The sequence below is a fragment of the Dickeya sp. MK7 genome (genome assembly GCF_000406305.1).
In the GTDB taxonomy this organism is placed as follows: Bacteria; Pseudomonadota; Gammaproteobacteria; order Enterobacterales; family Enterobacteriaceae; genus Dickeya; species Dickeya fangzhongdai.
Genome location: NZ_CM001984.1, coordinates 4,608,390 through 4,631,506 on the forward strand (window position 1 = coordinate 4,608,390; position 23,117 = coordinate 4,631,506).

The 23,117-nt window shown below is 58.5% G+C and carries 23 protein-coding genes; 3 read left to right on the forward strand and 20 right to left on the reverse strand.

Annotated elements, in window-relative coordinates; all coding sequences use genetic code 11:
* Window positions 1–218 precede the first annotated feature (218 nt).
* From hemG to pepQ, 4 genes are read right to left on the reverse strand one after another with little or no spacing between them, the layout of a single operon-like run.
* Entirely contained in the window at window positions 219–758 is a 540-nt protein-coding gene (gene hemG, locus DXXMK7_RS20000; protein ID WP_038920530.1) for a menaquinone-dependent protoporphyrinogen IX dehydrogenase, read from the reverse strand.
* 18 nt (window positions 759–776) lie between these two features.
* Window positions 777–2,228 (reverse strand): Trk system potassium transporter TrkH, encoded by a 1,452-nt coding sequence (trkH, locus tag DXXMK7_RS20005; RefSeq protein ID WP_013319883.1) that lies wholly within the window; start codon window positions 2,226–2,228, stop codon window positions 777–779.
* Window positions 2,229–2,269: 41 nt separating this feature from the next.
* Window positions 2,270–2,884, reverse strand: a complete 615-nt coding sequence (locus tag DXXMK7_RS20010; protein ID WP_038663375.1) for an IMPACT family protein — start codon at window positions 2,882–2,884, stop codon at window positions 2,270–2,272.
* Window positions 2,884–4,215: a Xaa-Pro dipeptidase gene (pepQ, locus tag DXXMK7_RS20015; protein ID WP_038921153.1), complete on the reverse strand. Its 1,332-nt coding sequence runs from the start codon at window positions 4,213–4,215 to the stop codon at window positions 2,884–2,886. Before pepQ ends, DXXMK7_RS20010 begins: the two co-directional genes overlap by 1 nt.
* A 181-nt stretch (window positions 4,216–4,396) precedes the next feature.
* Between pepQ and fadB the strand changes: the two genes are divergently transcribed.
* Together fadB and fadA are read left to right on the forward strand one after the other, a co-directional pair.
* The gene (gene fadB / locus DXXMK7_RS20020) at window positions 4,397–6,586 is read left to right on the forward strand and encodes a fatty acid oxidation complex subunit alpha FadB (protein ID WP_038920531.1); all 2,190 of its coding nucleotides are present in this window, start codon (window positions 4,397–4,399) and stop codon (window positions 6,584–6,586) included.
* 12 nt (window positions 6,587–6,598) lie between these two features.
* Entirely contained in the window at window positions 6,599–7,762 is a 1,164-nt protein-coding gene (gene fadA, locus DXXMK7_RS20025; RefSeq protein WP_038920532.1) for an acetyl-CoA C-acyltransferase FadA, read from the forward strand.
* Window positions 7,763–7,808: 46 nt separating this feature from the next.
* Here the strand turns inward: fadA and DXXMK7_RS20030 are convergent, their stop codons facing one another.
* From DXXMK7_RS20030 to ubiD, 5 genes are all read right to left on the reverse strand, one after another.
* Window positions 7,809–8,237 (reverse strand): DUF6691 family protein, encoded by a 429-nt coding sequence (locus tag DXXMK7_RS20030; protein ID WP_038920534.1) that lies wholly within the window; start codon window positions 8,235–8,237, stop codon window positions 7,809–7,811.
* A 33-nt stretch (window positions 8,238–8,270) separates the two neighbouring features.
* The gene (locus DXXMK7_RS20035; protein WP_038920535.1) at window positions 8,271–8,699 is read right to left on the reverse strand and encodes a YeeE/YedE family protein; all 429 of its coding nucleotides are present in this window, start codon (window positions 8,697–8,699) and stop codon (window positions 8,271–8,273) included.
* Window positions 8,700–8,735: 36 nt separating this feature from the next.
* On the reverse strand, window positions 8,736–9,053 hold the full coding sequence (locus tag DXXMK7_RS20040; RefSeq protein WP_072093578.1) for a metalloregulator ArsR/SmtB family transcription factor: 318 nt from the start codon (window positions 9,051–9,053) through the stop codon (window positions 8,736–8,738).
* A 303-nt stretch (window positions 9,054–9,356) separates the two neighbouring features.
* A complete protein-coding gene (fre, locus tag DXXMK7_RS20045) occupies window positions 9,357–10,058 on the reverse strand; it encodes an NAD(P)H-flavin reductase (RefSeq protein ID WP_038663391.1) in 702 nt (233 codons plus the stop codon).
* Between the two features lie 49 nt (window positions 10,059–10,107).
* Entirely contained in the window at window positions 10,108–11,595 is a 1,488-nt protein-coding gene (ubiD, locus tag DXXMK7_RS20050; protein ID WP_038920536.1) for a 4-hydroxy-3-polyprenylbenzoate decarboxylase, read from the reverse strand.
* 211 nt (window positions 11,596–11,806) lie between these two features.
* Between ubiD and rfaH the strand changes: the two genes are divergently transcribed.
* The gene (rfaH, locus tag DXXMK7_RS20055) at window positions 11,807–12,295 is read left to right on the forward strand and encodes a transcription/translation regulatory transformer protein RfaH (RefSeq protein WP_038920537.1); all 489 of its coding nucleotides are present in this window, start codon (window positions 11,807–11,809) and stop codon (window positions 12,293–12,295) included.
* Window positions 12,296–12,326: 31 nt separating this feature from the next.
* On the opposite strand, the gene hemB is transcribed toward rfaH, so the two are convergent.
* The 11 genes from hemB to argB all read right to left on the reverse strand — a co-directional run bounded on the left by hemB (window position 12,327) and on the right by argB (window position 23,108).
* Complete coding sequence (hemB, locus tag DXXMK7_RS20060) at window positions 12,327–13,349, reverse strand: porphobilinogen synthase (RefSeq protein WP_038920538.1); 1,023 nt, start codon at window positions 13,347–13,349, stop codon at window positions 12,327–12,329.
* Window positions 13,350–13,351: 2 nt separating this feature from the next.
* The gene (gene tatD / locus DXXMK7_RS20065; protein WP_038920539.1) at window positions 13,352–14,146 is read right to left on the reverse strand and encodes a 3'-5' ssDNA/RNA exonuclease TatD; all 795 of its coding nucleotides are present in this window, start codon (window positions 14,144–14,146) and stop codon (window positions 13,352–13,354) included.
* A 113-nt stretch (window positions 14,147–14,259) separates the two neighbouring features.
* Window positions 14,260–15,030 carry a Sec-independent protein translocase subunit TatC gene (tatC, locus tag DXXMK7_RS20070; RefSeq protein ID WP_038663405.1) on the reverse strand — a complete coding sequence of 257 codons (771 nt, stop codon included), beginning with the start codon at window positions 15,028–15,030 and terminating at the stop codon, window positions 14,260–14,262.
* Window positions 15,031–15,033: 3 nt separating this feature from the next.
* Complete coding sequence (gene tatB / locus DXXMK7_RS20075) at window positions 15,034–15,600, reverse strand: Sec-independent protein translocase protein TatB (RefSeq protein ID WP_038920540.1); 567 nt, start codon at window positions 15,598–15,600, stop codon at window positions 15,034–15,036.
* Window positions 15,601–15,603: 3 nt separating this feature from the next.
* Window positions 15,604–15,858, reverse strand: a complete 255-nt coding sequence (tatA, locus tag DXXMK7_RS20080) for a Sec-independent protein translocase subunit TatA (protein ID WP_013319898.1) — start codon at window positions 15,856–15,858, stop codon at window positions 15,604–15,606.
* A 131-nt stretch (window positions 15,859–15,989) separates the two neighbouring features.
* Window positions 15,990–17,627, reverse strand: coding sequence for a ubiquinone biosynthesis regulatory protein kinase UbiB (ubiB, locus tag DXXMK7_RS20085; protein WP_038920541.1), 1,638 nt, complete (start codon window positions 17,625–17,627; stop codon window positions 15,990–15,992).
* The gene (locus DXXMK7_RS20090; protein ID WP_038920542.1) at window positions 17,624–18,232 is read right to left on the reverse strand and encodes an SCP2 domain-containing protein; all 609 of its coding nucleotides are present in this window, start codon (window positions 18,230–18,232) and stop codon (window positions 17,624–17,626) included. Before DXXMK7_RS20090 ends, ubiB begins: the two co-directional genes overlap by 4 nt.
* Window positions 18,233–18,245: 13 nt before the next feature.
* Window positions 18,246–19,001 carry a bifunctional demethylmenaquinone methyltransferase/2-methoxy-6-polyprenyl-1,4-benzoquinol methylase UbiE gene (gene ubiE, locus DXXMK7_RS20095; RefSeq protein ID WP_038669048.1) on the reverse strand — a complete coding sequence of 252 codons (756 nt, stop codon included), beginning with the start codon at window positions 18,999–19,001 and terminating at the stop codon, window positions 18,246–18,248.
* A 121-nt stretch (window positions 19,002–19,122) separates the two neighbouring features.
* Entirely contained in the window at window positions 19,123–20,655 is a 1,533-nt protein-coding gene (gene rmuC / locus DXXMK7_RS20100) for a DNA recombination protein RmuC (RefSeq protein ID WP_038920543.1), read from the reverse strand.
* A gap of 188 nt (window positions 20,656–20,843) precedes the next feature.
* Window positions 20,844–22,217: an argininosuccinate lyase gene (gene argH / locus DXXMK7_RS20105; protein WP_038920544.1), complete on the reverse strand. Its 1,374-nt coding sequence runs from the start codon at window positions 22,215–22,217 to the stop codon at window positions 20,844–20,846.
* 117 nt (window positions 22,218–22,334) lie between these two features.
* Window positions 22,335–23,108: an acetylglutamate kinase gene (gene argB, locus DXXMK7_RS20110; RefSeq protein ID WP_038663426.1), complete on the reverse strand. Its 774-nt coding sequence runs from the start codon at window positions 23,106–23,108 to the stop codon at window positions 22,335–22,337.
* Window positions 23,109–23,117: the final 9 nt, after the last annotated feature.

A 23,117-nucleotide genomic window follows, 5' to 3' on the forward strand; every position in this document is an offset into this window, starting at 1 on the left:
CATGACCACTTACCGTGGTCGCGGGTCGCATATATTATGCTTTCCCGAAAAGAAGTCAAGCGATATGCGCCTGATTTCTTACTGAAACCGCTTCGGTTTGTTGCCGTTGCCGTGTCAGTGGAGGCGCATTATAGGGACTTCTCCGTCGCTGACAAGCACTAATTTCAAAAAAGTTTCCGAATGTCTCTTTTTTCGCCACGGCACGGCGACAAGCCGCATTACACCGCCTTTTTCTGGGCGAGCTGACCAAAGGACTGGGCAAAACGCGCCACCTGTTCCCAGTCGGTATACTCAATTTCTTTGGTGCTGTCGGTCTCGCCGCCGGTCATACGCATAATGAACTGAATCATGACACGGTCGAACCAGCGATAGCGCGGGTAACGCAGCGCGCCAGCAAAGACCGCGCCTAAGTCCGGCTGCCAGGGAGAACGCAGCAGAAACTTACGGGTATAGGCGTTGGTTTGCAGCGAACGCTTTTCCGGCTTGCGGGCGGTCAGGTTGACAGAAAAGAAGGCGCTGGGCTTTTGTTGCAACAAGGCAAGATGCTGGCGGATGAATTTTTCCACCGCCGGATGAAAATGCCCGTAGCGCACTGACGCACCGATCATTATTTTGTCGTACTTGTCGAGGTCAACCTCATGGGCATTCAGAATGTTGACGACATCACATTCCAGCGTTCCCTTGAGGTTATTGGCGATGTAAGACGCTATCGCACGCGTTTGGCCATCCCGACTGGAAAACAATATCAATGCTTTCATAGCACGTTCCCTTATCCGTTATTCCCGCCAAAAAGTGGGAGTAAATAGCACCAGCATGGTGAACACTTCCAGACGTCCAAACAGCATGGTAACAATCAGAATCCATTTGGCGGCGTCATTCATGGAGGTGAAATTGTCAGCGACTGTCCCAAGCCCCGGCCCGAGATTGTTCAGCGTGGCGGCCACCGCCGCAAAGGCGGAGAAGTTGTCCACCCCTGTCGCAATCACGGCCAGCATGCTGACGATAAACACCAGCGCATACGCCGAGAAAAATCCCCACACCGCTTCCAATATCCGTTCAGGCAAAGCGCGCTGACCGAGCTTAATGGTATAGACCGCATTCGGATGAACCAATCGCTTCAGTTCGCGAGAGCCCTGCAAGAACAGTAACAGGATGCGAATCACTTTCAGGCCGCCGCCGGTCGAACCGGCGCAACCACCGATAAAGGCGGAGCACAGCAGCAATACCGGCAAAAACAGCGGCCAGGAGGCAATGCTGTCGGTGGTGAACCCTGCGGTAGTCGCCATGGATACCACCTGAAAGAACGCCTGATTCAGGGTTTCCATACCATTCTTGTACACACCGTGCCCCCACAACACGAGGGTGCAAATCACAACCAGCGACATCTGAACGACAATGAACATCCGGAATTCGGGGTCGCGCCAGTACACTCGCAGGCTGCGTCCGCTCAGTACCGCAAAGTGCAAACCAAAATTACAGCCGGAAATCAGCAGAAATACCGCGATAATGGTGTTGATGGTGGGACTATTGAAATAACCGATGCTGGCGTCGTGAGTCGAGAACCCGCCGATGGCGATAGTGGAGAAACTGTGGCTGATGGCATCGAACACCGACATGCCCGCCAGCCATAGCGAGAGCGCGCAGAGCACGGTCAACAACACATAGATTAACCACAGGGTTTTGGCGGTTTCCGCGATGCGGGGCCGCATTTTATGGTCTTTCAGCGGCCCCGGCATTTCGGCGCGATAAAGCTGCATCCCCCCGACGCCCAGAATCGGCAGAATAGCTACCGCCAGCACGATGATTCCCATACCGCCCATCCATTGCAGCATCTGCCGGTAGAACAGGATGGCTTTCGGCAGCGAATCCAGCCCGACTAACGTGGTCGCGCCGGTTGTGGTCAGGCCGGAAAAGGACTCGAAAAACGCATCCGTCACCGACAGGTTGGGACGCTCGACAAACAGAAACGGCAGGGCCCCGACGCTACCCAGCACCGTCCAGAACAGCACCACGATCAGAAATCCTTCGCGGGCCTTCAGTTCATGACGGTGTTTGCGGTTGGGCAGCCACAGCAATAGCCCCATAACCAGCGCCACGATGAACGTCTGGATAAATGCCCGACCGGCGCCATCACGGTAGATCAACGCCACCATGCCGGGAATAAACATGGTGCCGGAAAACAGGATGACCAGCAGTCCGACAATGCGGGTTATGGCACGCAAGTGCATCAGGGAGCCTTCCTTAAATGGTTCAAGATTACGCGCTGGGATTATTGTGAAATTGGCTGCAAATGCAACGCGCCGCGGCTAATATCGCGCAGCCGCCGCGTCGCGTCTTCTACCGCCGTTACTGGAAACGCCAGTTGGAGCGAGACTTCGCTGGCGTACTCCGTCGAGACGACTTGCCCCTGCAGCGCCAGCACCACGGTTTCAACCTGGGGCAACAGGGCATAGTCGCACTGCAATCGATACATCCGTTGCATGACTTTCTGCTGCAGCGGCAGTTGTTTCAGCGCCTGCTGCACGCCGCCGCCGTAAGCTTTGACCAGCCCGCCGGTACCGAGCCTGACGCCGCCATAATAACGCACCACCACCGCTACCACTTCGCCGATGCCGCTGCCCATCAGTTGCGCCAGCATCGGTTTGCCTGCGGTTCCCGACGGTTCGCCGTCATCGGAAAAACCGAGCTGTTGCGAATCGTCCGGCGCACCCGCGACATAGGCCCAGCAATGGTGAGCCGCCGAGGGATGTTGTTCGCGGATCTGCTGAATCACGCCTCGGGCCGTATCCACGCCGCTGGCCGGGCCAAGCAGCGTGATAAAACGGCTCTTTTTAATCTCTTCGTGAACGCTGACAGACGCAGCAGGAACCGGATATGACTGCATCAGGCCAGATCAAGCGCACGGGTCAGGTTTTCAATGCGTTTGTCATGCACCACGATATTGTCTTCAATACGAATACCGCCGAACGGGCGCAGCGCATCCAGCTTCTGCCAGTTGAAGTGCTGGCGCAGTTCGCCCTGGCGCCAGGGTTCGAGCAGAGAATCGATAAAGTAGATACCCGGTTCGATAGTCAGCACCATGCGCGGCTCCAGAATCCGGGTACAACGCAGGTAAGGATGAGCGGATGGCGCAGCTAGCGTCGTACCGGTGTCGTCCTGCATGAACCCGCCGACGTCATGCACCTGCAAGCCGAGCGGATGACCCAGACCGTGCGGCAGGAAAGGCGAGGTAACGCCCTGTTCCACCATCGCTTCCTCGCTCAGTCCGGTCACCAGTTGATGACGTTTGAGCAGCACCGCCACCCGGTGGTGCATCTGCAAATGGTAGTCGGTATAACGCACGCCGGCCTTTAGGGTATCGATCAACGCCAGTTGCTCGCGGTTCAGATCGTTTACCAGCGCGGCATACTCGTTGTCGTCCTGCGCGGCATAGGTGCGGGTAATATCCGCCGCATAGCCGTTATATTCCGCGCCGGCATCCAGCAGGAAGCTACGCATTTCCGCCGGTACCCGGTGTTCAAGCTGGGTGTAGTGCAGTACCGCCGCATGCTCGTTGAGAGCGACGATATTACCGTAAGGCACATCGGTATCGCGGTGGCCGGTGGCGGTCAGGTACGCCAGATTGATATCGAATTCGCTCATGCCGGACTGGAACGCTTCATAAGCGGCACGGTGACCAACCACCGCCGTTTTCTGCGCTTCGCGCATACAGGCCAGTTCGTAGTCCGTTTTGTAGGCGCGGTGGTAATGCAGATAATCCAGCACGCCTTTCGGGTTGATGTGTTCCGGCGCGATACCCAGATTTATCGCGCGCTGCGGCGCGGAACCGATATAGGCGACCCGCTGGCGCTGAACCGGCAGTTGCTGGCCGATATCGTCGGCCTTGCGCAGCACCTGGATATCCAGCGATTTAGTCCAGAAACTGTCCGGCACCGGCGCCACGTTATGCCAGTAATCAACGGGGGAGTAGAACCACAGCTTCGGCGTATTGACCCCATCCACCCACAGCCAGCAGTTCGGCACCTGCGTCACCGGCAGCCAGGCCTTGAACTGCGGATTGACCTTGAACGGATAGGCATGATCGTCCAGAAACGCCATCATCAACTCACCGGAGTGGATCAATAAGGCATCCAGATTATGCCGCGTCAGAACCGCCTGCGTGCGTTGCTGCAGGGTCGCCACATGTTGATGATACAAAGAAGTCAGCGTTTCCATCACAATCCCCATTGATAACAGCCTGTTTCCCAGTGTAACACAGCGCCCCGGTGACGGCAGCGTTGCTCGCCCTGTGATCCTCCCGGCAAATCCCTCACGTGTTGTTTGCATTTCATTAACATCAAACCCACAATTTCCATCATCTGGTCGTACCAGATCACGGATAACAGTGGAGAACACCATGATCTATCAAGGCGACACGCTGTACCTCAACTGGCTGGAAGACGGCATTGCCGAACTGGTTTTTGCCGCGCCCGGCAGCGTCAACAAACTGGATACCCGCACCGTTGCCAGTCTTGGCGACGCGCTAAATCACCTGAAACGCCAACCGTCGCTACGCGCCCTGCTGCTGCGCTCGGATAAAAACGCGTTCATTGCCGGAGCGGACATCACCGAATTCCTGTCGCTGTTTGCCGCCCCGCCGGAAACGCTGCATCAGTGGCTGACCGAAGCCAACGCCATTTTCAGCCAGTTGGAGGATTTGCCGGTCCCGACGCTATCCGCCATCAATGGCTATGCGCTGGGCGGGGGATGCGAATGCGCGCTGGCGACCGATTTCCGCATCGCGACGCCTGACGTTCGCATCGGGTTGCCTGAAGTCAAACTGGGGATCATGCCCGGATTTGGCGGTACAGTCCGCTTGCCACGGTTGCTGGGCGCGGACGGCGCGCTGGAGATCATCACCGCCGGTAAAGATTTGCCTGCCGGCGAGGCCCTGAAAGTCGGGCTGGTTGATGCGGTTGCGGACAGCGACAAACTGCTGCCCGCCGCCGTGCATATGCTGCGTCTGGCGATGACGGACCGGCTCGACTGGCGTGACCGCCGCCGTCAGAAACAATCGCCGCTACGGCTTAACCGTATCGAAGCCACCATGAGTTTCGCTACCGCCAACGCGTTGGTACAACAGGCGGCGGGCCGCCACTACCCCGCGCCGATGATGGCGCTCAAAACCATCGAAGCCGCCGCCGGGCTGCACCGCGACGCCGCGCTGAAGATAGAAACCGATAATTTCGTCGAGCTAACCCAAACGACGGCGGCGCACGCTCTGGTCGGCGTCTTCCTTAACGAGCAGGCCGTAAAAAGCGCCGCCAAAAAATGGGCCGCCGACGCCACGCCGCCGGCTCGTGTTGCCGTGCTCGGCGCCGGGATCATGGGCGGCGGCATCGCCTGCCAGTCGGCACGCAAAGGGGTGCCGGTGTGGATGAAAGACATCAGTGAAAAAGCGCTGACGCTGGGGATGGAAGAAGCCGCCAAATTGCTCAACGCACAGCTGGAACGCGGCAAACTGGACGCCATGACCATGGCGGGAGTGCTGGCCCGCATCCACCCGACGTTGAACAACAACGGGCTTGAACAGGCTGACCTGATCATCGAAGCGGTGGTGGAAAACCCGCAGGTAAAAGCCAGGGTACTGGCTGATGTGGAAGCCTGCGTCAGCGAGCAAACGCTGATCGTCTCCAATACCTCGACGATTCCCATCGGACAGTTAGCAGCCTCGTTGCAGCGGCCGCAAAACTTCTGCGGTATGCACTTTTTCAATCCGGTGCATCGTATGCCGCTGGTTGAAGTGATTCGCGGTCCACAAACCGATGAGAAAACGCTGGCCCGCGTGGTGGCCTACGCCAGCAAGATCGGCAAAACCCCGATCGTGGTGAACGACTGCCCGGGATTTTTCGTCAACCGCGTGCTGTTTCCCTACATCGCCGCCTTCAACCTGTTGATGCGCGACGGCGCGGATTTCCGCGACGTGGACGCCGTGATGGAAAAACAGTTCGGCTGGCCGATGGGGCCGGCTTATCTGCTGGATGTGGTCGGATTAGATACCGCTCACCATGCTCAGGCGGTCATGTCGGCGGGCTTTCCGCAGCGCATGGCGAAAACCTATCGCGACGCAGTCGATGTACTGGTGGAACATCAGCGTTTCGGCCAGAAGAGCGGCGCGGGCTTCTACCGTTACTACCCGGACGCTAAAGGCAAACCGCGCCGGGAACAGGACGATCAGACCGATATCTTGCTGGATGCGGTCTGCGAGCCGAAGCGCACCTTCAGCGCGCAGGAGATTATCCATCGCCTGATGGTGCCGATGCTCAACGAAGTCGCGCGTTGTCTGGAAGAAGGCATCGTTGCCACCCCGGCGGAAGCCGACATGGCGCTGCTTTACGGTCTGGGCTTCCCACCGTTCCACGGCGGCGCTTGCCGTTATCTGGATACGCTGGGCAGCCAACGCTATGTGGAAATCGCCCAGTCGCTGGCGTCGCTGGGGCCGCTTTACGCCATACCGGACAGCCTGTTGCAGATGGCGCAGCGCCAGCAGCGTTATTACCCGGCGGTTGAACCTCACGCCGATCTTTCTCTTCACCAACCGGCATAAGGACGCACGACGATGGAAAACGCAGTAATTGTTGATGCGGTGCGCACCCCGATGGGACGCTCCAAAGGCGGCGCGTTTCGCCAGGTGCGAGCAGAAACCCTGTCCGCTCATCTGATGCGCAGTCTGTTGAGCCGTAACCCGGCGCTGGAAGCAGACCAGATTGACGATATCTACTGGGGTTGCGTGCAACAGACGCTGGAGCAAGGCTTCAACGTGGCGCGCAACGCGGCGCTGCTGGCCGAAATCCCCCATTCGGTGCCCGCCGTGACCGTCAACCGCCTGTGCGGTTCGTCCATGCAGGCGCTGCACGACGCGGCGCGCGCCATCATGGTGGGTGACGCCGCGGTTTGTCTGGTCGGCGGCGTTGAACACATGGGACATGTGCCGATGACCCACGGCGTCGATTTTCACCCCGGACTCGGCAAAAGCATCGCCAAAGCGGCGGCGATGATGGGGCTGACGGCGGAACTGCTGGCGCGCCAGCACCACATCAGCCGCGAGATGCAGGACGCTTTCGCCGCCCGTTCGCACCAGCGCGCCTGGGCCGCCACCCAGTCCGGCGCCTTTCGCCGCGAAATTATCCCCACAACCGGCCATAACGCCGATGGCGCGCTGCAACCGTTTGACTACGACGAGGTGGTCAGGGCGGAAACCAGCGTCGATGCGCTGGCGGCGCTGCGCCCGGCGTTTGATCTGGTCAATGGCACCGTCACCGCCGGCAGTTCATCGGCGCTGTCGGACGGCGCGGCGGCGCTGCTGGTTATGAGCAAGTCCCGCGCTCTGGCGCTGGGGCTGACGCCTCGGGTACGCATCCGCGCCATGGCGGTAGTCGGGTGCGATCCGTCAGTGATGGGATACGGCCCGGTGCCCGCCACCCAAAAAGCGTTGCAACGGGCGGGGCTTGCGCTGAGCGATATCGGTCTGTTTGAACTGAATGAGGCGTTCGCCGCCCAAACGCTGCCTTGCATCAAGGCGCTAGGGCTGATGGACAGCCTGGACGATAAGGTCAACCTGAACGGCGGCGCCATCGCACTCGGTCATCCGCTGGGATGTTCCGGCGCGCGTATCACCGCTACGCTTACCAATCTGATGGAACAGCGAAATGTGGAATTCGGCGTGGCAACCATGTGCATCGGTTTGGGTCAGGGCATCGCCACCGTGCTTGAGCGGGTATAACGCCGCTTCCGCCGATACCTGTTAGTGGTATCGGCGGGCGCCAGTATCAGGGAACCATCGCCCGTTTGCGGGCGACAAACCACTCATACAGCCCCATGCCTGCGAGCATGGAGGCAAAGAACACCCAGCCTTTCACGGTGCCATACGACAGCAACACCAGGGCCGGGCCGGGACAAATACCGGTCATTCCCCAGCCGATGCCGAACAGCAGGCTGCCCACCACCAGCGGTTTATCAACCGCTTTTTTTAGCGGCAGGGAGAACGACGCCACGCACAGCGGCTTTGACATCCGGCCGACAACGCGAAACCCCACCACCCCGACTACCAGCGCGCCGCCCATCACCAGCGCCAGCGAAGGGTCCCACTGCCGGGTAATATCCAGAAAACCCAACACTTTCTGCGGATTCGCCATCCCGCTGATCAGCAACCCGAGGCCGAAAACCAACCCGGCCAGAAAAGAAAACAGATTATTCATTTCCGCTCCTTAACGTGCATCATCGCGCTATGCTCAACGGAACGCGCCCAGCGCCCAGACGGTGACGAACGCCGCGCCCATAAAGGTCAACGTCGCTACCAGCGAACGTAACGAAAAACGGGACAAGCCGCACACGCTATGCCCGCTGGTACAGCCCGCCCCGTAACGGGTACCGAACCCTACCAGCAGGCCCGACGCCACCAGCCAGGGCATCGGCGTGGCTATCGCGCTTTCCGGCAGCGGCGCCGCCAGTTGGTAAAGCCAGGGCGCAGCGAGCATCCCCAGCACAAACGCCAGCCGCCATCCTTTATCCTGCCATGTTCGGCTCAACAGGCTGCCGAGAATGCCGCTAATGCCGGCGATACGCCCGCAGAACAGCGCCAGCATCACCACCGCCACGCCAATCACCATACCGCCCGTCAGACTCATCAACGGGGTGAATGCCTGCATATCAATCGTCATGATCGGCTCCTTAAGCGGCCGGTTGCAGAAATACGATTATTTTGGGCAATACAACGTATACAGCGTACTGAGCAGCGTCAGGATGCGCGGGTCCTCAATACGGTAGAAAATCTGTTTGCCCTCGCGGCGCGTCGCCACCAGTTTTAAGCGCCGCATTACGGCAAGCTGCTGCGACAGCGTCGGCTGGTGAATGCCCAGCGCCTGTTCCAACTGCCCGACCGACGCCTCGCCCTGGCTCAAAAAACACATCAGCATCAGCCGGTCGTCATTCGCCAGCGCCCGCAGCACATCCGCCGCGCCATGTGCGGCCTCGCGCATCATCTGTTGTGTGATTTCCGGGTCTGTCGCCGCCATAAGGGCACCTTTGTTTGTCTTGCTTGCAAAATACAATATATATTTTTATATAATATATTATTGTATATAGTAGTCAAGCCAACCACGGGAACCCCGCCATCACAGCTGGGACTCACCCGCCCTTACGTTTTGCCTGTCGGCAGTGTGACAGACGGCTTTATAAGCGATCGGGTATCCGTAGCGCAGTAGGCAGGCTGGAGAGTTCAATCGGTTGAAAAGCGGCGGGCAGTTGAAAAATCGCAGACAGTGAAAACAGCGCGGCCGGGCATCAATCCCGGCCGCGACAGAACAACGCAGAAATGATCAGATGAAAGAAAAAGCGTCGCTGTACATGTGCGCAAGCTGCGCGCCGCGCTCATTGCAGAAACGCTCGCGGGCGATTTTCGCCATCTCGAAGCGGCCCGCGATATAAATATCGTGCGACGCCAGCGAACCGAAATCCTGCAACACCGCGCTCAGCACCGTGCCGGAGCGGCCATGCCACTGTTCATCCGGCTGCTCGACCACCGGGATCACGTTCAGGTTGGGATGCGCCTGCGCCAGCCCTTGCAGTTCCCCCAGATCGTACAAGTGGCTCAGTTCGCGCCCGCCCCAATACACGGAGACCGGACGCGTAGGCTGGTTTGCCAGCACCGTCAACAGGATGGAACGCACGTAGGAGAATCCGGTACCGCCGGCAACCAGGATCAGCGGCCGTTCACTGTCTTCACGCAGCCAGGCCTCGCCGTGGGGAATGTCCACCACCAACGACTTTTCTTTCAGAATGCGATCCATTACCGCCATCGCATACAGATTCATCTCGGAAGCCCCGATATGCAGTTCGATAGACCCTTGTTCAATCGGCGTGGAGGCCACGGAGAACGGGCGCTTGTCGCGCTCGTCCATCACCACCATCAGATATTGCCCGGCACGGAAGGAAAAAGGCGCCGATGGCAATAAGCGCACCCGGTAAACCGTATCGGTGATGGCTTCCACCGACGTTACTGTACAGCTCAACGTTGTCATGCGATCCCTCTGTAGGGTCTAAAGCAAAACGGGAACAGAATAAGCGCCGTCAGTGCGGCTTATCGCTGTCATTCAATATGGCTAACTCGTCCCATATGGCATCCACACGGGCGACAACCGATGGGTCCTTGGTAATCGGGTGACCCCATTCTCGCTGCGTCTCGCCCGGCCATTTGTTAGTGGCATCCAGCCCCATTTTGGAGCCGAGCCCAGAAACCGGCGAGGCAAAATCCAGATAATCGATCGGCGTATTTTCCACCAGCACCGTATCGCGCGCCGGATCCATACGCGTGGTGATCGCCCAAATCACATCTTTCCAGTCGCGGGCATTAATATCATCATCGCAAACGATAACGAATTTGGTATACATGAACTGGCGTAAAAAGGACCAGACGCCCATCATCACCCGTTTGGCATGCCCGGCATACTGTTTTTTCATAGTAACCACCGCCAGGCGGTAAGAACAGCCTTCCGGCGGCAGATAAAAGTCGACGATTTCCGGAAACTGCTTTTGCAGCAGCGGCACGAATACCTCGTTCAGCGCCACGCCAAGCACCGCCGGCTCATCAGGCGGCCGTCCGGTATAAGTGGAATGGTAAATCGCATCGCGCCGCTGGGTGACATGGGTGACGGTAAAGACCGGGAAATGATCGACTTCATTGTAATAACCGGTGTGATCGCCATAAGGGCCTTCCGGCGCCATTTCATCCGGGTCTATATACCCTTCCAGCACGATTTCGGCGCTGGCCGGCACTTCCAGATCGCTGGACAGGCATTTCACTACTTCGGTCTTGTGACCACGCAGCAATCCGGCGAAGGCATATTCGGACAAGGTATCCGGCACCGGCGTCACCGCGCCCAGAATCGTGGCGGGGTCGGCGCCCAGCGCCACCGCCACCGGGAAACGCTCGCCGGGATGCTGCTGGCGCCATTCCTGAAAATCCAGCGCGCCGCCCCGATGCGACAACCAGCGCATAATCAGCTTGTTGCGGCCGATTAACTGCTGGCGGTAAATACCCAGATTCTGGCGCTCCTTGAACGGTCCGCGCGTCACCGTCAGCCCCCAGGTGACCAGCGGTGCGGCATCACCCGGCCAGCAGTGCATAATCGGAATCCGCCCCAGATCCACCTCGTCGCCTTCCCACACCTGTTCCTGACAGGGCGCGCTCGACAGCCGTTTGGTCGGCATGTTGAGCACCTGACGGAATTTAGGCAGCTTGTCCACCAGATCGCGGAAACCGCGCGGCGGCTCCGGCTCTTTCAAAAACGCCAGCAAACAGCCGACATCGCGCAACGCGCTGACCTCTTCCTGCCCCATGCCCAGCGCCACGCGCTTGGGCGTGCCGAACAGGTTGCACAGCACAGGCATACCGTAACCTTTGGGATTTTCAAACAGCAGGGCCGGGCCTCCGGCACGCAAGGTGCGATCGGCGATTTCGGTCATTTCCAGATAGGGGTCAATCGGCTGGTGGATACGTTTGAGCTCGCCTCTCGCTTCGAGTTGAGCGAGAAATTCACGTAAGTCACGGTATTTCATGCTGAATCATCAGAAAGGTCAGTGGTGGGGCTATTATAGAGGCTCTTGGTCATGCTGTCGCTTCCCGCCCGCGCTATTTCTGGCGGCGGTTAGCTCGCGCCTGTGACCAACGCAACGCGCGATTACACGTTTTTGCCGGAAATTTTTATCCCGCAAGGCGTAACGCTTTTGTTATCCTCTCCCGCTGTGAGAACCACAGAAAAGTGAAATTATGCGAGCCTGGTACCTACTTTATTGCAAGCGCGGCCAACTGTTACGGGCAAAAGAACACCTGGAACGTCAGGAAGTGGTCTGCCTGAGCCCGATGATCGCGCTGGAGAAAATCGTACGAGGGAAACGAACCGAGGTCAGCGAGCCGCTGTTCCCCAATTATCTGTTCGTCGAGTTCGACCCGGAGCACATACACACCACCACCATCAGCTCAACGCGCGGCGTGAGTCATTTTGTCCGTTTCGGCAACCTGCCGGCCCTGGTGCCTCAACAGGTGATTGACGATTTGCAGCAGCATCCGTGCGCTACGCATATCGACCCGGAAACGCCGCAACCCGGCGACGAGGTGACCATTACCGAAGGGGTGTTCAGCGGCCTGCAGGCCATCTACACCGAACCGGATGGCGAAGCGCGCTCCATGCTGCTGCTCAATCTGCTGAACAAGCAGGTGCGGCAAAGCATCGACAACCGCCAGTTCCGAAAAGCGTAAACCGCCAGGGCGCAGCCCTGACGGTTTATCATCAGCGACGCAACGCCTCGTCCCGCAGCCATTCGGCCACGCGTTTGGCGAAATAGGTCAGCACCCCATCCGCCCCGGCGCGTTTGAAGCACAGCAACGACTCCATCACCAGCGGCTGTTCCTGCAGCCAACCATTCTGGATCGCCGCCATCTGCATCGCGTATTCGCCGGACACCTGATAGGCGAAAGTCGGTACGCCAAAGGTGTCTTTCACGCGGCGCACCACGTCCAGATACGGCATCCCCGGTTTCACCATCACCATGTCGGCCCCTTCCTGCAGATCCTGCGCGATCTCCTGCAGCGCCTCATTGGTGTTGGCTGGATCCATCTGATAGGTTTTCTTATTGCCGCCTTTCAGGTTGCCCGATGAACCGAGCGCATCGCGGAACGGCCCGTAGTAACAGGACGCGTACTTGGCTGAGTAAGCCATGATCTGGGTGTTCACCAGCCCTTGATCTTCCAGCCGATCGCGGATAGCGCCGATACGGCCGTCCATCATGTCGCTGGGCGCGACGATCTCCGCGCCGGCTTCAGCGTGGGACAATGCCTGGCGCACCAGAATCTCTTTGGTGATGTCATTGACCACATAACCGTCTTCATCGATCACGCCGTCCTGACCGTGCGTGGTGTAAGGGTCCAGCGCGACATCCGTCAGCAGCCCCAGCTCCGGCACCGCGTCTTTCAACGCGCGTACGGTACGCTGCACCAGCCCGTCCGGGTTGTAGGCTTCTTCAGCCAGCAACGATTTTTTGTCCGCTTCAATCACCGGGAACAGCGACAGCACCGGGATACCCAATTTAGCGATGATTTCCGCTTCCCTGACCAGCTCATCGATCGTCAGACGATACACGCCCGGCATGGAGGGCACTTCCTGACGTCCCTGTTTGCCTTCCATGACAAATACCGGGTAGATGAGGTCGTTAACCGTGACCTGATGTTCCGCCACCAGACGGCGGCTGAAATCATGACGGCGCAGACGACGCATGCGCCGTCCGGGAAACGTACCGGGAAAAGCATGACTCATAATTATTCTCCTTTCTGGCCCGGCCGGAAAATCCGGCGGGCGTTTTCATCCACATTTCTGCCAAGCCATTCGGCATCCTGCCCGCGCCAGGCCGCAACCTGACGGACAATATGCGGCAGAAAACAGGGTTCGTTACGGCGGGATGCGGGTTTAGGATGTAAATCCCGGGGTAACAGGTAGGGCGCGTCGGTTTCCAGCAGCAACCGATTGTCCGGAATACGGGGCAACAACGCGCGCAATGCCAGCCCACGACGCTCATCGCACACCCAGCCGGTAATGCCGATCATCACCCCGGCGCGCAAACTGTCGTCCAGCTCGTCGCCGGAACCGGTGAAACAGTGCAGTACCGCGGCCGGCAACTTATCGAGCCACGGCGTCAGCAGCGCCATAAAACGCGCATGCGCATCGCGACAGTGCAGAAAGACCGGCATCGCGCGTTCAGCGGCTATCGCCAGTTGCGCGCTGAATGCCAGTTCCTGCTCCTGTGGGGTGGAAAAGTTGCGGTTGAAATCCAGCCCGCACTCGCCAATCGCCAGCACCTGCTCACTTCCTGCCAGTTGATGAATCAACCCGGCGGTATCGTCATTCCAGCCGCTGGCGTCATGCGGATGAACCCCGGCGGTCGACCAGCAGTAACCGGGATATTGCGCGGCAAGCAGACATGCCTGCTCGCTCTCTTCGGCGCTGGTCCCCGTCAGCAGCAGACCGGTCACGCCAGCCTGACGGGCGCGCGCCACAACCTGTTCCCGATCTGATCGAAATTGCGAGCTGGTGAGGTTAACGCCAATGTCGAACATGCACAGATATCCCAAAATCCATCGCGGTTATCCCGATGGATAACCCCAAAAAACAACACCTCCCGAAAGAGGTGTTGCAGTAAGAAGACCGCCGTTTCACGGCGAGACGCCACTCAGGAAGAGGGCGCAGACTCGTCCGCGTCTTCTTCTTCGTCTGTCCGGCGCCGTTTACCGACGTAGAACCGGGCGAAAAACACCCCGATTTCAAACAGTAAATACATCGGGATCGCCAGCAAAGTCTGGGAGAACACATCCGGCGGCGTCAGCAACATGCCAACCACAAACGCGCCCACCAGAACGTAGGGCCGCTTCTGTTTCAGGCTCTCCGGCGTCACCACCCCGCTCCAGCACAGCAGCACGATTGCCACCGGCACTTCGAACGACACGCCGAACGCCATGAACAACGCCATAACGAAATCGAGGTAGTTGTTGATATCGGTGGCAATCAGCACCCCTTTCGGCGCGGTCTGAGCAAAGAAGCTGAACGCCAGCGGGAAGACGACGAAATAGGCGAACGCCATACCCATGTAGAACAACAGGCTGCTGGACACCAGCAACGGCATCATCAGCCGCCGCTCATGTTTGTACAACGCCGGGGCCACAAACGCCCAGATCTGATATAGCACCAGCGGCGCGGACAAAAAGACCGACACGATCAGCGTCAGCTTGATCGGGGTAAAAAACGGCGACGCCACGTCGGTCGCAATCATGCTGGCGCCGGCCGGCAACTGTTTGATGAGCGGCGCGGAGACAATCTGATAGATGTCGTTAGCGAAATAGACCAGTGCCAGAAACACCACCAGCACGCTGATAATGCTATTCAACAACCGCTTACGCAGTTCGATCAGATGGCTGATCAGCGGTTGGGTTTGATCAACAGCCATAGGTTAACGATCACCAGAAGGTTGGGAGGAAGGCGCTGACGCCGTCTGTTCAGATTTGGTCTTGCTTTCAACATGGCTGGCGGACGCCGCATCTGCAGGCGCTGTCGGTGGCACAGCCGTCATCGCCTCGCCGCGCGTAACCGGCTCCACAGCGGGAGTCGCGGTGACCGCTGGCGTCGGCCCGGCATTGCGCTCGACGTCCAGAACACCATCGTGCGCCGCTTCAGGATCGGCAAGCGGTACATGTTCCGGCGCATCGCTGCCATCCAGCTTGATGCTGTGAGGGCGCTTCATCGCTTCGGCAGCCTCTTTCAGTTCATCCATCGACGCTTTAAGCTCCGGCGACAAATTCTGCAGTTGGCTGGCCTGTTCCACTTTCTTCAGGCTTTCCTGCAATTCCTGCAGTTTCATCTCTTGCGCCAGTTCATTCTGCACCGTCGATGCCAGCGAGCGCAGCGCGCGAATCCATCCCGCTACGGTTCTTACCGCTACCGGCAGGCGTTCAGGCCCCAGCACTACCAGACCGATCACCATCACCAGCAGCAGTTCACTAAACCCGATATCAAACACCGATTACACCTGCTCTTTATGCTGGCTTTTCTCTTCCTGACTGGCTTGCGGCTTCTGCTCCGAAATGGATTTGGTCGCAAAGTCAGCGTCCTGTTGTTTGTCGTCGTTGGCAGCGGGCTGATCGTCGCTCATCGCTTTCTTGAAGCCCTTAATCGACGCGCCCAGGTCGGAACCCAGGGTTCTCAGCTTGTTGGTTCCGAACAGCAGTACCACGATCACCGCGATAACCAACAGATTCCAGATACTAATACCGCCCATACTGTGCTTACCTCTTTACTCAAAAGGAATTCATGTGACACGTTCATCAGGAACCGTCAGGCTCCTGATGAGGCGCTTGTTCAATGGGTGCAACTGTTCAACGAGTACAATTGTTCAACAAGTACAACTGCTCAACGAGTACTACGCCAGCCGATAATCCAGGCCACAAAACCGGCGGCAATTAGGCCAGCCGGTACGATATCGGCCTCTACCTTACTGACCAACAGTATCGTCCCGCTCAACAGCAGCGTCGCCCCGACACCCAGCATATAACGGGCCCGACCATGGCGGGTGCGTTGTGTCCGCAGCTCGCTGGTCAACAGCTCCATGTTCTGCTTCAGCATCTTATGCTGGCGTAAACCGTCATAGAACAATTCGGGAATCTCAGGCAGTTTTTCCACCCAAAACGGCGCTTTCTCTTTAAATGCGCGCAACATGGCGGGCAATCCAACCTGATCCTTCAGCCAGGTTTCCAGAAAAGGCTTGGCCGTCTTCCACAAATCCAGTTGCGGGTAGAGCTGGCGCCCCACGCCCTCAATGTACAGTAACGTCTTCTGCAGCAGCACCAGTTGGGGCTGCACTTCCATATTGAAGCGACGCGCCGTATTAAAGAGGTTCAATAATACATGACCGAAAGAAATTTCTGCTAACGGCTTTTCAAATATTGGCTCGCACACGGTACGGATGGCGAATTCGAACTCTTCTACATTGGTATCTTGCGGAACCCAACCGGAGTCTACATGCAGCTCGGCGACGCGGCGGTAGTCGCGGTTGAAAAAGGCGATAAAGTTCTCCGCCAGATAGCGCTTATCGTTTTTATTCAGCGAACCGACAATACCGCAGTCAATGCCGATATATTGCGGGTCTTCCGGATGCTCGTAGCTGATGAAGATATTGCCGGGATGCATATCGGCATGGAAGAAGCTGTCGCGGAACACCTGGGTGAAAAAGACTTGCACGCCGCGCTCGGCCAGCAGCGGCATATTGATGCCGTGCCGCTTGAGCGCCTCGATATCCGACACCGGAATACCGTAAATACGCTCCATTACCAGCACCCGTTCGTTGCAGTAATCAGAGTAGATTTCCGGCACATACAGCATCGGGCTGTTTTCAAAATTACGCCGCAACTGGATGGCGTTGGCGGCTTCACGCAGCAGGTTCAGCTCATCCAGCAGCGTTTTTTCATACTCGCGCACCACTTCGCGCGGCCGCAGACGACGCCCGTCCGGCAGCAGAATCGGCAGCCAGCCGGCCAGACGATTCATCAACCGCATATCCGCCTTGATGACCGGCAGAATATCCGGACGAATGACTTTGATGACGATGTCTTTGCCGGTGGTTTTCAGCCTGGCGGTGTGCACCTGAGCAATCGACGCCGAGGCCAGCGGTTTGGCGTCAAAATCATCGAACCAGGTTTCCAGTTTTCCGCCCATCGACATCTCGATCTGCCGACGGGCCAGCTCGCCGTCAAACGGCTCCACCTGATCCTGCAGCATCGCCAGTTGGTCGGCGATAGCGGGGGGAAACAAGTCACGGCGGGTCGACATCATCTGGCCGAACTTGATCCATACCGGACCCAGCTCTTGCAGCGCCAGACGCAAACGCTCGCCCAATGGTTTATCCTTGTGGCGATTCGGCAACCAGAACCACAGGCAACGCCAAAGACGCAACGGCGTCGTCAGAGGAATACGCGGAATCAGTTCATCCAGACCATAGCTCAGCAGCACCCCGATAATCCGGTACAGCCGCAGCAATTCTCCCGGCGTCATGGCGATCCCTCCAGTTTTGCCAGCCGGCGGGACAGGGTTTCCGCCGACTGCGCCAGAGCGTCCACTTCATCGGCAAACCACAGCCCTTCCAGTTTGCCCGGCGCCAGACGCCACTCTTCGGTCACCGTTTCCGACAACGCCTGCTGCTGGCGGCACGCCGAGCGCATTAGCGCCCCGGCCACGTTGCCGACCGCCTGACTCAGCCCTTGCGCCACCACATCGCCCAGCCAAGGCGACAGCCACTCCGCCGGGTCAAACTCCGCCAGATCCAGCAAGGTGACAAACTGCTGCGCAACCTGAATGTCGCCTTCCAGCACCAGCTCGCCACTACGCATCAGCGCGGACAATTGCTGCCGGTCGCGCAGTTTCACCAGCGCCGACAGGCGGGTCTGCAACAGGCAATCCGGCTGCGCCGACCACTGACTCATGACATCGAGACGGTACTCGGAGAAAACCAATACCAGCGGCGTATCCAGCTCCGCCACTTCAACTCGCAACGTTTTTCCGTGCAAACGCTGACGGGCGGCCTTCATGCTCCGGTCGCGGAACAACAGCTGGTTGAGCGCTGTTTCCAGTGCCGCCGTCAACACAGGCATTATCAACATGGGAGTATCCAACTCAGAATTTAAATCCGCGATGCAACGCCACGATACCGCTGGTCAGATTGAAGTAATCCACACTGTCAAAACCGGCATCGACCATCATCCCTTTCAGGGTTTCCTGATCCGGGTGCATACGGATAGACTCCGCCAGATAGCGGTAGCTGCCGGCGTCGCTGGCTATCATTTCGCCAATGCGGGGCAGCACATGGAAAGAGTAAGCATCGTATACCTTGCTTAACGCTTTCACGGTTGGCTTCGAAAACTCCAGTACCAGCAGGCGACCACCGGGCTTCAACACCCGATACATGGAACGCAGCGCCTTCTCTTTTTCGGTTACGTTACGCAACCCGAACGAAATGGTGATGCAGTCGAAAAAGTTATCCGGGAACGGCAGGGCTTCGGCGTTGGCCTGAACATAGCTGACATTGCCCACCACACCGTGGTTGCGCAGTTTCTCACGTCCTACCTTCAGCATCGACGCGTTAATATCCGCCAGCACCACTTCGCCTTCATCCCCCACCAGACGGGAAAATTTAGCGGTCAGGTCGCCGGTGCCGCCAGCCAGGTCCAGCACGCGCTGGCCGCGGCGCACACCGCTGCATTCGATGGTAAACCTTTTCCAGATGCGGTGAATGCCAAACGACATCAGATCGTTCATCAGGTCATATTTGGCCGCCACAGAATGAAAAACACCCGCGACCATGGCTTCCTTATCGTCTTTAGCCACCGTGCGAAAACCAAAATGTGTCGTTTTTTCCGAATCGTCTACCATGTTATCCGCCTGCTTTTTCAACTTCAGGATCTTGTTACCTATTAATGGGTAGAGAGTGTAACAGACCCCGCCCGAAAGCGACCGCCCTTCTTTTCACCCTATACATCGAACCTGATCAACATCATACCGCCGTGCCGTTGTGCACCTCATCCGTACCGCGTTCAGCCGCATCGTCATCCAGATCCTGCGACAACGCGGGCAACTCATCATACGCCAACGGTTCGTCTTGCATTACGGGCACATTGACCGGCCGCTTAATCTCCACCCCCAGCGCACGAAACCCTTCGGCCTGACCGATCAGGTTGCCACGCCCGGACGCCAGCTTTTTCATCGCCTGACGGTAACCGGCCTGCGCCTTGTCCAGCCCTTGCCCCAATGCTGCCATGTCGTCAACGAACAAACGCAGTTTGTCATACAGCCGGGACGCCCGTTCGGCGATCAACTGCGCATTGCGGCTTTGCTGCTCGTAACGCCAGAGATTGTTAATTGTCCGTAACGCTACCAGCAAAGTCGTGGGGCTGACCAGCATAATATTGTGACGCAGTGCCTCGGTAATCAGATCAGGCTGACGGTCGATCGCCACCAGAAACGCCGGCTCGACCGGGATGAACATCAGTACATAGTCGAGCGAACGCAATCCCGGCAGTTGCTGGTAATCTTTACTACCCAGCAGCCGGATATGATTACGGATGGACAGCAGATGCTCGTTGAGCGCCGCCGCCCGCTCGGCTTCGTTGTCGCTGTTGAAATAACGCTCATAGGCCACCAACGACATTTTGGCGTCGATGACTACATCCTTGCCGTGCGGCAGCCGGACTATCACATCCGGTTGCAGGCGACTGTTGTTGCCGGTTTGTACGCTGACCTGGGTGTCATACTCATGCCCTTCGCGCAGCCCGGAGCTTTCCAGCACCCGACTTAACACCACCTCTCCCCAGTTGCCCTGGGTTTTGTTGTCCCCTTTCAACGCATTGGTGAGGTTGATGGCTTCCTGCGCCATACGGGCGTTAAGCTGTTGCAGGTTACGGATCTCATGGGCCAGCGTGTGTCGCTCCTTCGATTCGGCGCCAAAGCTCTCCTGCACCTGACGGCGAAAACCGTCCAGTTGTTCGCGTAGCGGTGTCAGCAGCTTTTCCATGCTCTGCTGATTTTGCTGGTCCACTTTGTGCCCGCTCTGTTCAAAGATGCGATTGGCAAGGTTTTCAAACTGGGTGGACAACCGCTGTTCGCTGTTCATCAGCAACCGCTGCTTTTCTTCCGCCGCCAGCCGGGTTTCTTCAAGGCGGATCGTCACTTCGCGCAGTTCCGCTTCCTGTGCGCCGTTGGCTTCGCGCAGCGCACGCAGCTCCTGATTAAGCTGAACGCACTCTTCCCGCAGCTCCGCCAGTTGCCGCAACTTTTCCTCGCCAGCCGCCAGTTGGCCGTGCAGCGTACGCAGTTCCTGCGTCTGCTGATCCAGCCGCTGCTGGTCCTGCCGTCGCATCTGCTGGCTTTCAATCAGCTGTTGGCGCGCCTGTTCCAGCGCCTGCTGTTGCAACTGTAATTCGGTGTCATGCCGCGCCTGACGCTGTTGCTGCCACAGGCTGGCAGCCAGCCAACCCAGCAGCAGGCCGACCACGCCGCCGCCGACGCCATAAAACAAGGAGATCTCCACATCGCCTCCGGGTTATGAGTACCACTGCCCGCCAAGGTAAAATGAGGCTGTATATATGTCCAGAGGTGACGCGAGAAATCGGCCGAAAAAGCCGCTGTCAAACGAGAAAATGCGAGCCGACTTCAGAAAGCGGGCGGCAGAAAAAACAAAACCGGCCCTTGAGCCGGTTTTGGAATTTATCGCAAGGATTACGCCAGACGCTGTTTTGCGTCGGCGATGGCGCGCGCGACCTGTTGCGGCGACACCCCGCCCTGCGCGGCGCGTTTTTCCAGACAGGACTGCAACGACAGCACCGGATACACATCGTCTTCGATCACGGCGCTGAACTGTTTGAGATCCGCCAGCGACAACGCTTCCAACGCTTTGCCCTGACGAATGGCCTCCACCACCGCTTCACCGACGATGTGGTGCGCTTCACGGAACGGCACGCCTTTGGCGACCAGATAGTCGGCCAGTTCGGTGGCGTTGGCGTAGCCCTGCTGCGCCGCTTCCTGACAACGCGGACGTTTCACCTGAATACCTTCCAGCACCAGCGCCGCCATCATCAGGCAGTCGTGCCAGGTGTCCAGCGCGTCGAACAGCCCTTCCTTGTCTTCCTGCATATCTTTGTTGTACGCCAGCGGCAGGCCTTTCAGCGTCACCAGCATGCCGGCCAGCGCGCCCTGCACCCGTCCGCATTTACCGCGGATCAGCTCCAGCGCGTCCGGGTTCTTTTTCTGCGGCATCAGCGAGGAGCCGGAGGTCACGCGGTCGGACAGTTCGACAAACGCCGCTTCGCCGCTGTTGAAGAAGATCAAGTCTTCGGCGAAGCGCGACAGGTGCACCATGCCGATGGAGGCGTCAGACAACAGTTCCAGCACGTGATCGCGATCGGATACCGTATCCAGACTGTTGCGTGTCGCCGAGGCAAAACCCAGCCAGCCGGCCAGTTGCTCGCGGTCGATAGGATAGGCGGTGCCTGCCAGCGCGCCGCAACCCAGCGGGCTGACGTCCAGGCGCTTGAGCGTGTCTTCCAGACGACTCTCGTCACGCGCGAGCATTTCATGATAAGCCAGACACCAGTGGGCGAACGTTACCGGCTGCGCGCGCTGCAAATGGGTATACCCCGGCATCACCGCATCCTGATTAGCCTCGGCGGTAGCGACCAGCGCGGCGCGCAGATGACGGATCGCCTGCGCCAGTTCGCTCACCTGCGCCTTGCACCACAGTTTCAGGTCGGTAGCGACCTGATCGTTACGGCTGCGCCCGGTGTGCAGTTTCTTGCCCAGATCGCCGACTTTCTCGATCAGTTTCTGCTCCACCCAGCTGTGGATGTCTTCCGCGTCGCTTTGCAGGATAGCGTCGGGATCCGCCTGCACCTCTTTCAGCAGTGCGTTGAGCGCCTGCTCCAGTTGCTGCTGTTCCTGAGCGCTCAGTACGTTCACCGTCACCAGCGCCTTGGACCATCCGATGGATCCGATGATGTCCTGCTCCGCCAGACGGTAATCAAACCGCAGTGAATCGTTGAACTGTTTAAAACGTTGATCTGCCGCCTGCGTGAACCGTCCGCCCCACAAAGCCATAACTACACTCCCGGTATCTCTGATAAAGGCGGGCCGACTCCTGTCCGCCCCGCCGTTGAACTGCTCGTATTTCTCCGGCGGTTGTCGCCGGGAGAAAACGTGATTGATGCTCGCGGCTTACGCCAGAATACGGGTGCCGATGGACACGCCGTTGAACAACGCCGGCAACTGCTCGGCGTGACGCCAGCTGGCGATATCCACCGGACGTCCCAGCGCGCGCGCCGCGTCCAGCGCCGCATTAACCTTGACGATCATGCCGTCGGTAATAATGCCCTGCGCGATCAGTTCTTCCGCTTTGCCGGCGGTCATTTCCGCGATGCGCTGACCTTTGCCGTCCAGAATGCCGCTGACATCGGACAGCAGGATCAGGTCGGCGCCCAGCGTCTGCGCCAGCGCGGTGGCGGCCTGATCGGCGTTGACGTTCATCAGTTCGCCGCCGGCAGTGATGCCGATGGAGCTAATGACCGGCAGATAACCGGCATTCAGCAGGGTGTTGAGCAGCGCCGGAGAGCCGACTTCGGCTTTACCCACGTGCCCCAGTTCGTCGTTCAGTTGCGTGACCACCGTGCTGCCGCCATCCGCCAGACTCAGGCCCACGGCGTTGATGCCGTGACGAATCGACCAGGCCAGCAGGGTTTTGTTGGCGGAACCGGCCAGCGCGCCGGTAATGATGTCGATCTGATCGGCGGGCGTCACGCGCAGGCCGTTCTTCTTGACCACCGGCAGCGACAGTTTCTTCATCAGGTCGTCCACCAGACAACCGCCGCCATGCACGATCACCAGCGGGCGCTGATGCTGCTGACGGTAGGTCACCAGCGCGGTGAACAGACGCTCCAGCGCCTCTTCGCTATCCAGTAATACGCCGCCTAATTTGATAATTAACGGATTCATCGGTCTTTG

Bases quoted from the DNA above. Each gene is read 5' to 3' on its own strand.
- hemG (WP_038920530.1), bottom strand. From the start codon at position 758: ATGAAAGCATTGATATTGTTTTCCAGTCGGGATGGCCAAACGCGTGCG.
- trkH (WP_013319883.1), bottom strand. From the start codon at position 2,228: ATGCACTTGCGTGCCATAACCCGCATTGTCGGACTGCTGGTCATCCTG.
- DXXMK7_RS20010 (WP_038663375.1), bottom strand. From the start codon at position 2,884: ATGCAGTCATATCCGGTTCCTGCTGCGTCTGTCAGCGTTCACGAAGAG.
- pepQ (WP_038921153.1), bottom strand. From the start codon at position 4,215: ATGGAAACGCTGACTTCTTTGTATCATCAACATGTGGCGACCCTGCAG.
- fadB (WP_038920531.1), top strand. From the start codon at position 4,397: ATGATCTATCAAGGCGACACGCTGTACCTCAACTGGCTGGAAGACGGC.
- fadA (WP_038920532.1), top strand. From the start codon at position 6,599: ATGGAAAACGCAGTAATTGTTGATGCGGTGCGCACCCCGATGGGACGC.
- DXXMK7_RS20030 (WP_038920534.1), bottom strand. From the start codon at position 8,237: ATGAATAATCTGTTTTCTTTTCTGGCCGGGTTGGTTTTCGGCCTCGGG.
- DXXMK7_RS20035 (WP_038920535.1), bottom strand. From the start codon at position 8,699: ATGACGATTGATATGCAGGCATTCACCCCGTTGATGAGTCTGACGGGC.
- DXXMK7_RS20040 (WP_072093578.1), bottom strand. From the start codon at position 9,053: ATGGCGGCGACAGACCCGGAAATCACACAACAGATGATGCGCGAGGCC.
- fre (WP_038663391.1), bottom strand. From the start codon at position 10,058: ATGACAACGTTGAGCTGTACAGTAACGTCGGTGGAAGCCATCACCGAT.
- ubiD (WP_038920536.1), bottom strand. From the start codon at position 11,595: ATGAAATACCGTGACTTACGTGAATTTCTCGCTCAACTCGAAGCGAGA.
- rfaH (WP_038920537.1), top strand. From the start codon at position 11,807: ATGCGAGCCTGGTACCTACTTTATTGCAAGCGCGGCCAACTGTTACGG.
- hemB (WP_038920538.1), bottom strand. From the start codon at position 13,349: ATGAGTCATGCTTTTCCCGGTACGTTTCCCGGACGGCGCATGCGTCGT.
- tatD (WP_038920539.1), bottom strand. From the start codon at position 14,146: ATGTTCGACATTGGCGTTAACCTCACCAGCTCGCAATTTCGATCAGAT.
- tatC (WP_038663405.1), bottom strand. From the start codon at position 15,030: ATGGCTGTTGATCAAACCCAACCGCTGATCAGCCATCTGATCGAACTG.
- tatA (WP_013319898.1), bottom strand. From the start codon at position 15,858: ATGGGCGGTATTAGTATCTGGAATCTGTTGGTTATCGCGGTGATCGTG.
- ubiB (WP_038920541.1), bottom strand. From the start codon at position 17,627: ATGACGCCGGGAGAATTGCTGCGGCTGTACCGGATTATCGGGGTGCTG.
- DXXMK7_RS20090 (WP_038920542.1), bottom strand. From the start codon at position 18,232: ATGTTGATAATGCCTGTGTTGACGGCGGCACTGGAAACAGCGCTCAAC.
- ubiE (WP_038669048.1), bottom strand. From the start codon at position 19,001: ATGGTAGACGATTCGGAAAAAACGACACATTTTGGTTTTCGCACGGTG.
- argH (WP_038920544.1), bottom strand. From the start codon at position 22,217: ATGGCTTTGTGGGGCGGACGGTTCACGCAGGCGGCAGATCAACGTTTT.
- argB (WP_038663426.1), bottom strand. From the start codon at position 23,108: ATGAATCCGTTAATTATCAAATTAGGCGGCGTATTACTGGATAGCGAA.